This is a genomic window from Sporosarcina limicola (genome assembly GCF_014873855.1).
In the GTDB taxonomy this organism is placed as follows: Bacteria; Bacillota; Bacilli; order Bacillales_A; family Planococcaceae; genus Sporosarcina; species Sporosarcina limicola.
The window spans coordinates 20,905-33,619 of sequence record NZ_JADBEL010000036.1 but is presented as its reverse complement, the minus strand read 5'-3'; the positions used below and the strand labels follow the sequence as shown (position 1 = coordinate 33,619).

The following is a 12,715-nucleotide window of genomic DNA, read 5'->3' as shown; positions in this document are numbered from 1 at the left end:
TCTTTTTTCATTTATTTCATGCACAAGCAAAGACCCAGAAAGCTTATTGGATAGGGGCTAACAGCCCGTTATAAATATTCGGTGAATAATTCAGGTTCATTTCTCTTTCTTTAATAATACTCTACAAATTCCATCCACTCTTAACGAAGGTTTTGAATTCTCTCTCTTCATGCGAAGGCAAGTGGTTTCCAATGTAATAATCATAACATTTAACAAGTTGACAGTAAATTGATTCACTGTACTATTGGTTAACAGTTTACACCGCTTAAGTCACTTTTCGTTAATATTAGAAACACAAGCTTGGAAAGGTACTTCTCTCCTTCAAAATAACGGTATCTCGTAAAAAAATAGGATTGGTTAGATGAGTTTAGACATGTAATATTCATCGATATATTTTCCGTCAATAAATAGCGAATGTCTTTTTGTGCCTTCTATTTCGAATCCCATTTTTTCATATAAGGCGGTTGCAGCTTTGTTATGTACCATAACTGTCAGCTCTAATCGATGAATATATTGGTCTCTTGCCCATTCATCTAATTTTGTAAAAAGCTTAGCCCCTATACCTTTTCCTCTGTAATTTTCCTCAATCCCAATCACTAGATATACAGAATGTTTAGCTCGGTTTGGATTCCCACCAATTACAACCAAATAGCCAACTACTATTCCGTTATCTTCAGCTATCAAAATTGTTGACGATTTTTCTTCTTTCATTGATTCAATTCGTTTCTTTTGTTGTTCAACAGATAGTGTTCGTTCTCCTGGTTCGAATAACATAAAGTTTGAGTTCTCAACTTGTTGTATAAGATTCACTAACTGTGCTGCATCGTTGGGTTCAGCAATTCTAATTAACATTTTTACCCACCCGATTTAATTTATTTTTCTTGACAACTCCGTCTTTTCAAAGGCTTTGGAAAGTGGTTTAAGGGATGCTAAGATTAGAAAGTCCATTAGATTAGCTTATTACCATAACCGATAATAGACCACAATGCGTAACTAGATGTTACTCATGAAGGCATATGGACTCTCCAATATTTCCATGCTTTAAGGTAATCCTGCAAATCATGCGGATGGACTTTAATACAAATACCAATACGTGTATAGAGCTGCAAAATAACTTCGTCTATAACTCTCGTTTTCTCAATAGGAACTTGTTTAAAGAAAGAAAGTGATGAAAATAATGTTTCCAAATCCAGATCATCAGGCGATGAACAAAATGCATAAGTAAAGTCATATATTATAGGGCCAACCATAGGTGAAGGATCTATAATTCCAGTTAGAGTATGATTTTGAAATACAAAATTGTGAACACCGGTATCCCCATGAAGTAAATATTTCACTTCTTGTTTTTCATATGTGGCTATTCGCCCAGCTATTAACTTCACTTTAAAGTAATCCTCGTTCGGTAATAAATCCCCTATATTTACATATGCCGATTCCAAACTACAACTATTGAAATCATGCCAAGTTTTTTGTGGTATTCCCCCCAATCTTCCCCAACTTGCATCCTGATCGTATTTTTCGTACTGGTTCAACAATTCTTTGACTAAAAGAGTCATCCAATTTATTTTAGAACCACGGTTGTAATGAGTTGTACCTGCAATGTACGAGTACAGAATAAACTTCTTTTGGGGATCTGTATAAAAAAGCTTAGGCAGCAGACTAACATTTTGATAGGTATGGAGAAATTCCTCTGCAAAAGTTATTTGTTGTGGGAGATCCAGTTTAAGAACATATTTAAATATGTTGTTTTCTAGAAAAGTATAAACAAGTCCATCTGTAGTTCCGCTATCTAGTTTAATAATATCATGTTCATTGAGATCGATTACACCTTTATCGCGAAGACCCATAATTATATCGTTGACCTTTGTTTTTTCAGTCATTTAATAGCCCCCTCGGATTTTTCGTATAATTAGCTAAATAGTGAATCATAACATGTATCCAACATATAAAAATTTTACTAACCTATGCAGTAGAATAACGCTCTGAGAGTTTCTTTTTATGAGCATTAAATACTTCTTCTAGAGGGATATTGTACTTGTTCGCAATGACAATTAAGTTCCCTAACACATCTCCTAATTCTTCGGTTAACTCCTGTTTATTCTCCTCAAATGAACCACTTACTTCATCCGGCCTATCCCTACCGATTTCAAGGGCCCTAATAGGCTCGTGCCACCTCACCTGTTTCTTCTGCTAAAAAACCAATACGAACAAAAATGTCTAAATCAGACCAACCTCTACTTTCATAATAAACTTGTACCCATTGTTGAAATTCAGTTACATTCATCTAAATTCAACCTCCATTTCAATATCTTAAGTTTAACAAAATAGTGGAAGTGTTGTATACTATTCAACGATGTTTGCTTTTAGGAGGCGATAGACAGTGAAAACGCTAGCCGTATTTTGTGGGTCGAGTAATGGAGCATCTGATGTCTATATTGATGGTGCAAAAAAACTGGGTAAGGAATTAGCTAAACGAAATATCGCGCTTGTATATGGGGGCGCAAGTGTAGGGGTTATGGGTGCAGTTGCAGATGCCGTTTTAGCAGAAGGTGGACAAGTAATTGGAATAATGCCAAGTTTTTTAGAGAAAAGAGAAATAGCCCATAAGAACTTGACCGAGTTAATCGTTGTGGATTCCATGCATGAAAGAAAAGCGAAAATAGCAGATCTCGTAGATGGATTTATAGCTTTGCCAGGTGGACCAGGAACATTGGAAGAATTCTTTGAGATGTTCACTTGGGCCCAGTTAGGACTTCATCATAAACCTTGTGGACTCTTAAATATCAATCATTATTATGATCCTCTTATTGCTTTATTTGATCATATGACTAATGAGCAGTTTCTGCATGAAAAGTACCGTTCTATGGCGCTTGTAGATGTAGAACCAAATGGACTGCTTGATCAATTTAATACATATGAACCACCAACTGTAAAGGCTTATATTACTGAAAAACAAACCTGATAATTCACAAATAGACCAAGGTCAATTCAGACTATGGTCTATTTGTGCACTAAATTATACTTCCCCTTCAACTGTCTATTCAACCCGTGATCATGTTAATCTCTTGCCTCTTGTTAGCTATAGAAAAAAACTTTCACATATTTTAACATGAAATCTTGAATAACTAAAAATAGCAACCAACCGCATACGCCTAAACCGATACCTATTTTTTCAGCAGTTCAACCTCCCCTATGTCTTCTATAATGAATCTCAACTTTTCAGAATTATTGTAAGAACTTATTGGGAAGTTTGTTGAAATATGCGTTTGATTATCTCTTGTTTCGATAGTAAAGCCATCCGATTCATATTCATTGCCTTCTTCATCAATTACTTTCATTGTGAAGACGAATGGACTCTCATCTTCAAATACCTGATCTACCGAAAAATTTAGGTTGAATGATGTTGGTTTTGCCATGGCGGAAGCAACTTGAATGATAGATAATGGATCATCCATTACATATTCAATCGTTGAAACCGGTTTGCTCTCATCCTGATTGGCAACTGCCAAATCCCATTTGCCATCAATTATTGTAACTGGCGAATCATATCTTTCACCAAATTCCTTGATAAGCTCCCTAGCATCATAATCAAGAAAAAGAATGATACTCTCTATTTCGACAACAGCATCTTCTAAATTAGGAATATTCCCTTTATTGAATTCAAGCACAACATCATATTGAACAATCCCTGTTTTTATATCTAGCATCGGATTGTTTTCTCGGAGGCCAGATATGTATCCCCCTTTGCCTTTCAAGGGTTTTGTATCTGAAATAAATTCTTGAATGTACTCACCATCGCCATTTTTCAGACGATAATGCATTGCAACTTTTATCACATCGTTATCAAAGGTTTTAGAATCTTCAAATTCCAACTGAAAACTCATACCGATCTTATTGGCGTCCGCAAAGCTTTGCTTGAGTGTTATATTAATATTTTGATCGGTGGCCGTACTATTGTTTTCTTGTGAAAATCCTTCAGATACAGCTCGTTCTATCCCTCTATCTCCAAAGCTAAAGAAATCATTGATACTGGCTCTAACTTGTTCGTTTGTGAGGACGGCACCAGTGATGAGAAGTGCACAAGCAGCGGCAGTTATCCGCTTCCAAATGAACCTGTTTTTCTTCTTTTTGGATTGTGTTCGAATCGAATCATAAGTTCTATCTAAGGATTGTCTGACATCCACTGGCATTTCTTTTTCTTCTTTGGTATATTTCTCGCGACTGCGGCAACTGCCGTTGTTGCGATGATTGCTCTGTATGCCAATAGAAAAAAGTAACCACCCTCCGCTACCGACTAAGTATGCAGGGTGGTTACTCTTTGAGTTAAACATTCTTACAACTGGTCAACCGCGCTTCATGCGGTATGTTTGTTGCACTGACTGGGTGTTCACGCACTCAGTCTTTTTTATTATATGTCTATGTTATCATATTCATACAAAAAGTACACGGAAGCAGAATTAAAAAGGTTCTTCCCTCAAAATTTCAATCGATCTAAATGTTCAGGTGTCGCAAATTCGGCATATTAAACATAAAAAAATAAGGCAAACCAGCTAATTGGTATGCCCTACTGCTTATTCAGTCTGTGATAACTCCTTGTAAGCCAGCACCTTCAAGGAAAGCATTTCCTCATCCGTTAACTTGCTTTCAATGTCATGGATCAGTTGTTGCTTCTCCTCCGCTGTTAAGCCGCTTTGAGCTTTCGATTGGAGCTCCTGCAACTCACTCACATTGAACTTTTTCACCAATACACGTACGGCCTGTTCTTTTGTTTGGAATGGTAGCGTACTGCTGTCTACATTTTTTCCCTCTTCGATAAATGCCTGTAGCTGTGGATCACTGTTGATTTCTTGTTTAATACTTTCAAGTTGACCACTATCATTCAACTCCACGGCGACCTGTTCCATAACTTGATCGGCGATGATTTTAGTACCGAAATAGTAAGCCGAAAAGCCTAGCACACCAATAACAACAACGATTCCAAACAGAACCTTTACGAATTTCAACTAAGCTCACCCTTTCTTTACAAAATCCCTTATAAAGGATACTGCACAGTATTTGTCTGATATACAAGAAAATGAGCGATTAGAACGATAGAAAATTAATAATGCCTGCTGCTTCCCTATTTTATTTAAAGGGATATCAGATACACCTTGCGCCTTGCCTAGTTCATTCCACTCCGTAATTCCGTGTCTGACTAGCCCTATTGTTGTCAAATCCCTTTTGCTCCCTTCCTGCGACAAACGTCAGTCATTTTTTCATTATCTGCATTTTCCCCTACTATAGAAAGTATTAAGTAAGGTTGCCAATGTTTTGGGGGCTTCTACGTTTACTTCATGACCACTGTTATCTATAAAGTGAGATGTTGCCTCCAAGATATTATTAGCTAAATTTTTTGCGGCTTTTTTGTTGGCATAATCTTTTGTACCGCAAATTATTAAAGTGGGACATGAAACATTATTTAACTTATCACTAAAATTTAAATTCAACATTGAATTGGTCAATTGAAGAATATCTTTTTTCTTAATTCCTAGTTTCCTAAAAGACGGTTCTGGGATGAAGAAGAAAAGCATACTTTGAAATTTTAGTAAAATGCGCGGCATTTTGTATTGTGGAGCAATCAAGACCAATGACTTTACTTTTTCAGGGTGATTTATTGCATAATTTATTGCAAGAATTGCTCCAAGTGAAATACCGCATAGGTTAAGTAGTTCTGAAAATTCATCACAATATTCTTTAAATGCATTATATAGATTTTGGTAAGATATCTTTTGAACTTTGCATAAAGCAAATAAGTCTGGACAATTTACTTGAATATGTCCTTCTAAATAAGAAATAGTTTCGGTCCAATTTGATGGGGTTTGACCAAGTCCATGTACAAAGATATAGCCCACTATAATTTCAACCTCACTTTCCCTTTTTAATTATTTAAATGTTTCTTAAAGTATTCCTCCTTATATACATACATTTAGTCGGTATGTAATATTTAAAAATAAAACTGCCTCTTAAAAGGCAATTATATTTTAATCCATTTTTTCAATTACAGAAAAACTTTGCTTTATCATACGTATCATTTCTTCATCGAATAACGGTAGTCCCATGTGATTCAGCAACTCATGAATGAAAGAAAACTTACGATACATCTCCTCTGCATCAGCAGGATAAATGGATGGCATTAACCATAGTTCTAGTAAGGGAATAAGCTCAGATAATTCTTTTGCATATTTTGTATCAATAGAACCATCTTTATTACCTTCTTCAATCAGTTCGAAAAAAGAAGGACTAAGTAGCTGCCTGTTCGATTCAATTATTCCAGCTAATATACGAGGATTTTTTAATATAGGAATGGATTGCACAGACATATCCATGTTTTCATGATTAGATTGATTAAGCATAATTGCCATTCGCATCTTCTGGAGTCCATTTAAGTCTTTGCGACCTTTAACCGTATCAAACGGATTATTGTCCAAAAACATTTTATTAATCAATGCATCCATAATTTCATCTTTAGACTTAAAATGATGATAAACTGCACCTCTTGTTAAACCATCAAGCCCATCTACAATATCTTGAATGGTCGTTTGATCAAAGCCTTTTTCTAAAAACAGTCTTTGTGCTACGTCTAAAATTTTTTCTAACGTTACTTCTGGATACTTATTACGAGCCATAAATACCTCCAATCTTTAGATACATACATTCAGCATGTATCTATTATGTTGTTAATAATTATATTTGTCAATACATCTAGTCTAGCTAATCGGCAACAGCTGAATGACTGCGGTATGCTCTCCTACTGTCATTTCGGAACCATCAACAACGCGATTTTTCATAGATAAATGGCGCATTAGTAAGTTTTCCTGCAATAAAAACGCAAACTTTTCAATCACGACTCGTAGCTCTGGGTCTGTACAAACTGCAATATCAACGCGCATATTAATCGGTAACTGTAATTCCTTTCGATACGCTTGTATCGCCCGAATCAATTCACGAGCCGTTCCTTCTTGTATCAGCTCCGTTGTTAAGCCAACATCTAACGTAACCGTATAGGCCCCATTCGTTGCCGAAGAATAGCCTTCCTTCGCTACTTTCTCGACGAGCACGTCCTCAACGGTTACTGTCACAACATCACCTGAAGCCGTCACCATTTCTCCGTAGCCTACTTTTGTAAATACCGCAGACTCTTCACTCGTTAATTGCTGCAGCCATGTATGCACGATATTGGATTGTTTACCGAACTTGGCACCCGCTTTTTTAAAGTCTAATTTTAGTTTGATAGCCGCAAATTGGCTTTCATCACCGACTTCATAGAATTGTTTGACGTTCAATTCATCCATGATAATGTCCTGGTACGCCGCCCAGTTAACCGTTGGTCGTGCACTTAGGACAGAAATGCTCGTTAACGGCTGTTTTACCTTCAATGCAGTCGTGTTCCGAATGCTTCTCCCTAATTCAACAACTTGGAGCACCGCAGCCATTTCTTGTTCTAACTGTTCGTTTATCCGATTTGGATCAGAGGTTGGATAATCAGATAGGTGTACACTATCCCCTGTTAAGTTGAAATAAATATCTTCAGCGACGAATGGTGTGAATGGTGCCAGCAATTGACTCGTTTTTGTCAGGACTTCGTGTAGCGTCTCATAGGCCGCCGCCTTATCTGGGCTCATGTCACTCGCCCAAAAACGCTCTCTAGATCGTCTAACGTACCAATTGCTAACCTCTTCGACCAATTGTGCAGTGTCCCTTGCTGCATTGGTAAAATGATAGTCCTCTAAATGAGCGCTAGCCGCCTTTATGGTGCTGTGTAAACGAGAGAGGATCCACTCGTCTAATTTATTGTGCTGAGGTACAGTGCTGTTTCCAGACGTATAGCCATCTAAGCTGGCATACAAGGCGTAAAAACTATATACATTGTCTAACGTATCTACTAATTTCGATTTCGCTTCCTGGACGATACGTTGTGAAAAACGTTTAGAGCTCCACGGTGCGCTATCGACGACTAATGCCCAGCGCAATGCATCGGCACCGTACTTTTCAATCAAATCGACCGGATCCAGCGCATTTCCTTTACTCTTGGACATTTTTTGTCCGTTCTCATCTAAAATATGGCCCAATGATAAGACACGTTTGTATGGGGATTGCCCCGTAAATAACGTCGATACGGCCAGTAAGCTATAAAACCAGCCCCGTGTTTGATCAATGCCTTCAATGACGACATCGGCCGGGAATTGCTTGTTAAATAGGTCCTCGTTTTCAAATGGGTAATGGTACTGTGCAAACGGCATGGAGCCACTATCAAACCACACATCGATGACTTCAGGCGTTCTGGACATTTCTCCTTCACAAGCCAAACAACGAAGCTTGATGCGGTCGACAGTTGGCTTATGCAAGTCAAGCTCATCTGCGAGTGGATGAATCGACAGCTTCCTTAGTTCAGCGATGCTTTTAGGTGAATGCTCGTGCTGACAGTCGTCACATTGCCAGACATTGAGCGGTGTTCCCCAATAGCGTTTACGGCTAATATTCCAATCCACCATTTGCTCCAAGAAATTGCCGAATCTCCCTTGCTTAATATGCTCAGGATGCCATGTCACGCCTGCATTATTGTCGATGAACTGCTGTTGTAAAGCCGTTGTTTTGATAAACCAGTTATCGTTGGCGTAATACAACAGCGGTGAATCACAACGCCAACAATGCGGGTAATTATGTTCAAATTTTTCTTTGCTGTATAACAAGCCTTTCTCTGCAAGATAACGAATGATATCGACATCGCAGTCTTTGACAAAGCGTCCTTGAAAAGCAGGAACTTCAGCCGTATACTGCCCTTTTTCATCGACCACATTGACAAAAGAGAAACCATTTTCTTGAATGACGTGATAATCGTCTTCTCCGTATGCCGGTGCAATGTGGACAATTCCTGTACCACTGTCTTCTGTGACGTAATCGGCTTCTACTACTTGATGCCCGATCGCTACTTCTACAAACTCGAATGGAGCACTATACGACAGCCCCTTTAACTCCGCCCCAAGATGAACAGAGAGAATGTCATAGTCCTTTTTTAACACGTTTTCAGCTAGGGATTCCGCCACGATGAAGATGTCATTGCCTTGCTGCGCACGCACATACCTCATCGTCGGATGGACGGCTAATGCTACATTGGCAGGTAAGGTCCAAGGTGTTGTCGTCCAGCCGAGAAAATATTCGTTGGCGCGATTTTGAACCTTGAACTTCACCGTGGCGGTTAAATCCTTCACCATTTTATATTCCTGTGCGACTTCATGTGAGCTAAGTGAAGTCTGGCAGCTCGGGCAGTATGGCGACACTCTATGGCCTTTATTCAGTAACCCTTTGTCATGAATGGTGCCAAGGATATTCCATACACTTTCAATATAAGAATTGCTTAACGTGACATAAGGATTCTCCATGTCTACCCAATAGCCAAGTTGTTCAGTAAACGCACGCCATTGTTTTTCATAGATAAAAACACTTTCTCTACATTTTTCAATAAAAGCCTCAACGCCATAATTTTCAATGTCACTCTTTCCAGAGATCCCCAATTGTTTTTCGACGCCTAATTCAACAGGCAATCCGTGCGTATCCCATCCAGCTTTACGAAGGACTTGATGGCCCGTCATGGTTTTGTATCTGGCAACAACATCTTTAATGGTACGTCCTAAGGCATGGCCGACATGTGGCAATCCATTTGCAGTTGGTGGCCCTTCATAAAATACAAATGAGGAACTCCCCTCTCTCATTTCAATTGATTTTTCAAATGTGTAGTTCTCTGCCCATTGTTCTCGAATTCGTTCTTCGCGCTGAAGAACAGATTCCTTCACATTTTCTTTTTTCATCTGATATCGCTCCTATTCATTGATTTAAAAGCACACAAAAACCCGTCCCAATGAAAAGGGACGGGTTTAACCGCGATACCACCCTAATTCTATTGAAAACTTCCGTTTATCAATAGCACTTAGTCACGTACAATCATACGCGTTCCTTTTAACGGTAGACACCCGTTCAAGCTTACTTTGTTTCAGCTTGATTTCTCGGAGATGATTTTCATTTATGAACTGAACATCGGCTTTCAGCATCTACCGACTCTCTGAGGAACAGTTGTAAAACTACTTTTTCTCGTCAACGAAATTGTATGCTTTTATTGTGGATAACATTAACATGAAACTTGTGTATTTGTCAAACTAATATGAAATACATTATTCACAGACTCTTCACGAACGCACGTATCCTATTCTTTGAAGATTTTCTGGATTATTCATGATTCCTTTAAAAATCAAAGTTATCAGGAAGATGTCTATGCAGTTGGATTCAGAACATATCAAGGTACTGTCATAGCAGTTGAAGAATGGGGATCCTCTTTCAAAATAATAGATGTTCCTCCTGCTCGTCAACATTCATAGGAATATTTATTGCACAAGGCAGGTGCATTCGATAAGTTATTCATTTTCACCGAAGAAAACCGGAACTATTTTACTGACTGGATTGGCCATAGGGCAATCGGTGTTGTCTATAACCCTGAATACGAGCAGTTTGGTAATTATGTACCTTCCCAAGTTGGAAATCGATATGATGCTTTTATATTTCTAGATCAAACAAAAGCCCTGAGACCACTTGAAGTGGTAGCTACGTCGATTGGAGTTTGACATCAAAACATCAAAAAGCCGACAGTCAGTCGGCTTTTTAAAGTGATTATTCTTCTACTTCATCACTTTCAACAACGTCTTTAAGCATAGAGGGTTTGTTGTCCCAAAATTATTCATAGAAAGTAAGCAGTGTTTGCAATTTTTGCGGGTTTAATATCTTATTAACCAATTTTACTTTCAACGCTACTTTTGCGTAACTTATAAATTTCCATTTCATTTCTATTTGTTTTATGGAATGTGTATTCAAGTTCCTCTTTAATAGATGCAACGGATTCAGTAAGTGCTGTCATTTCACCACGCATATGATGGACATCCATTGTGAGATTCTCAAGTTTTGCATCAGTTTCTTCTTGACGATCACGGATGCTTTTAACAATTTGCGTATTTTCATCCAACTGTGCTTTCATGTTAATCATTTCTGATTTTATGCTAGTTATTTCTGATTTTATGCTAGTTATTTCTGATTTTATGTTAGTCATTTCTGATTTTATACTTGTCACTTCTGTCTTAATGCCTTTTATTTCAATTAAAATTTGTTGTAAAAGCTTTTCACTCATAAATGTTTCCTCCCATTCATCTGTAATCACGCATCTATTTTTATACAAGCAAGGCTGTATCTATAATAACTTTCTGTTGATTATATCAGTCTCTAAACTATAACATACGTTCGTGCAATTAGCAAATAATTAACAGCCATAAATAGAGCCCGATCAGTGTAATGAGAAGTGTAGGTACTGTTAAGATGATCCCGATTTTAAAATAGGTACCCCAAGCAATTTTCACACCTTTTTGGGAAAGAACATGCAGCCATAATAAAGTGGCCAAAGAACCAATCGGGGTAATTTTCGGGCCTAAATCAGACCCTATAATATTTGCATAAATCAAAGCCTCACGGATAGTCCCTGTTGTGTTCGTATCTGCTATAGCCAAGGCGTTAATCATGACGGTAGGCATATTATTCATAACTGACGATAGAATCGCTGCTATAAAGCCCATCGAAATCGTACCTATAAACAAGCCTTGATCTGCTGCCAATTGAATGATATCACCGAGCAGGCTCGTCAGACCGACATTCCTCAATCCATAAACGACCACATACATCCCGATAGAGAAGAATACGATGGCCCAAGGTGCTCCTTTAAGTACTTGTTTCGTGTGAACGGCAGGACTTCTTTGTGCCATGAATATAAAGAATATGGCCATGGTTCCAGCTACTATTGAAACAGGAAGTCCTGTAAACTCACTAGAGAAATACCCGATAAGCAGGATACTTAATACTACCCAAGACAGCCGAAACATCTTTGCATCTTTTACAGCATCCTTCGGTTGTTTTAAATCCGCTATTTTATAGTCTTTAGGAATACTTTTACGGAAGAACAACAGCAACACTAAAATACTTGCAACTAAAGAAAATAAGTTTGGTACAATCATTCGGGATGCGTATTCGACGAACCCGATGCCGAAAAAGTCCGCCGAAACAATATTGACTAAGTTACTCACGACTAAAGGCAACGAAGTGGTATCTGCAATAAAACCACTAGCAATAATAAATGGAAAAATCATTTTTTCGTTAAAATTTAAATTTCGTACCATTGCAAGCACAATTGGCGTTAGTATTAGCGCAGCGCCATCGTTTGCGAATAAAGCAGCGACTACTGCTCCAAGAATGCTGACGTAAACAAACATGCGAATACCGCTACCTTTTGCTAATCGAGCCATATGTAGAGCGGCCCACTCGAAGAATCCGATTTCATCTAAGATTAATGAAATTATTATGATGGCGATGAAAGCGAGGGTGGCATTCCATACAATCCCTGTTACATCTATGACATCCTGAAAATTGACAACCCCTACTAACAAAGCGATTATTGCACCTATACATGCAGACCATCCAATCGATAAATTTTTAGGCTGCCAAATAACAAAAATAAGCGTAATAATGAAAATCAATGATGCTGTAATTACTGAAATCACTGCTTTAACTCCTCCCTACTCACAAGAAATGCGCAACCCCTGCGCTTCTAATTTGGTTACTAATCTGTCTTGTTCTGATTTATTGTCAT

At 38.1% G+C, this 12,715-nt stretch carries 11 protein-coding genes, 2 pseudogenes and 1 other annotated feature; of the genes and pseudogenes, 2 read left to right on the top strand and 11 right to left on the bottom strand.

Features of this window, described 5'->3' with window-relative positions:
* Nucleotides 1–357: 357 nt before the first annotated feature.
* The 3 genes and pseudogenes from H4683_RS19075 to H4683_RS19065 all read right to left on the bottom strand — a co-directional run bounded on the left by H4683_RS19075 (nt 358) and on the right by H4683_RS19065 (nt 2,284).
* Nucleotides 358–852, bottom strand: a complete 495-nt coding sequence (locus tag H4683_RS19075) for a GNAT family N-acetyltransferase (protein ID WP_192600418.1) — start codon at nt 850–852, stop codon at nt 358–360.
* 152 nt (nt 853–1,004) lie between these two features.
* A complete protein-coding gene (locus H4683_RS19070; RefSeq protein ID WP_192600417.1) occupies nt 1,005–1,880 on the bottom strand; it encodes a hypothetical protein in 876 nt (291 codons plus the stop codon).
* Between the two features lie 82 nt (nt 1,881–1,962).
* Nucleotides 1,963–2,284: pseudogene (locus H4683_RS19065) on the bottom strand (MazG nucleotide pyrophosphohydrolase domain-containing protein).
* 96 nt (nt 2,285–2,380) lie between these two features.
* Between H4683_RS19065 and H4683_RS19060 the strand changes: the two are divergent.
* A complete protein-coding gene (locus tag H4683_RS19060) occupies nt 2,381–2,962 on the top strand; it encodes a TIGR00730 family Rossman fold protein (RefSeq protein ID WP_192600416.1) in 582 nt (193 codons plus the stop codon).
* Nucleotides 2,963–3,164: 202 nt separating this feature from the next.
* On the opposite strand, the gene H4683_RS19055 is transcribed toward H4683_RS19060, so the two are convergent.
* The 6 genes from H4683_RS19055 to ileS all read right to left on the bottom strand — a co-directional run bounded on the left by H4683_RS19055 (nt 3,165) and on the right by ileS (nt 9,830).
* A complete protein-coding gene (locus tag H4683_RS19055; RefSeq protein ID WP_225942230.1) occupies nt 3,165–4,331 on the bottom strand; it encodes a DUF4179 domain-containing protein in 1,167 nt (388 codons plus the stop codon).
* A gap of 240 nt (nt 4,332–4,571) precedes the next feature.
* On the bottom strand, nt 4,572–5,003 hold the full coding sequence (locus tag H4683_RS19050) for a hypothetical protein (RefSeq protein ID WP_192600415.1): 432 nt from the start codon (nt 5,001–5,003) through the stop codon (nt 4,572–4,574).
* A 6-nt stretch (nt 5,004–5,009) separates the two neighbouring features.
* Complete coding sequence (locus tag H4683_RS22515) at nt 5,010–5,213, bottom strand: histidine phosphatase family protein (protein WP_192600414.1); 204 nt, start codon at nt 5,211–5,213, stop codon at nt 5,010–5,012.
* Nucleotides 5,214–5,258: 45 nt separating this feature from the next.
* A complete protein-coding gene (locus H4683_RS19040; protein WP_192600413.1) occupies nt 5,259–5,891 on the bottom strand; it encodes an alpha/beta fold hydrolase in 633 nt (210 codons plus the stop codon).
* Between the two features lie 129 nt (nt 5,892–6,020).
* Nucleotides 6,021–6,665: a TetR/AcrR family transcriptional regulator gene (locus tag H4683_RS19035; RefSeq protein ID WP_192600412.1), complete on the bottom strand. Its 645-nt coding sequence runs from the start codon at nt 6,663–6,665 to the stop codon at nt 6,021–6,023.
* Nucleotides 6,666–6,746: 81 nt separating this feature from the next.
* Nucleotides 6,747–9,830, bottom strand: a complete 3,084-nt coding sequence (ileS, locus tag H4683_RS19030; RefSeq protein ID WP_420826589.1) for an isoleucine--tRNA ligase — start codon at nt 9,828–9,830, stop codon at nt 6,747–6,749.
* Between the two features lie 68 nt (nt 9,831–9,898).
* Nucleotides 9,899–10,141: a binding site (T-box leader), on the bottom strand.
* 103 nt (nt 10,142–10,244) lie between these two features.
* Between ileS and H4683_RS19025 the strand changes: the two are divergent.
* Nucleotides 10,245–10,652 (top strand): annotated as a pseudogene (locus tag H4683_RS19025) (erythromycin esterase family protein).
* Nucleotides 10,653–10,813: 161 nt separating this feature from the next.
* Here H4683_RS19025 and H4683_RS19020 read toward each other — a convergent pair.
* The gene (locus H4683_RS19020) at nt 10,814–11,209 is read right to left on the bottom strand and encodes a hypothetical protein (RefSeq protein ID WP_192600410.1); all 396 of its coding nucleotides are present in this window, start codon (nt 11,207–11,209) and stop codon (nt 10,814–10,816) included.
* 118 nt (nt 11,210–11,327) lie between these two features.
* A complete protein-coding gene (locus H4683_RS19015) occupies nt 11,328–12,626 on the bottom strand; it encodes an ArsB/NhaD family transporter (RefSeq protein ID WP_192600409.1) in 1,299 nt (432 codons plus the stop codon).
* Nucleotides 12,627–12,715: the final 89 nt, after the last annotated feature.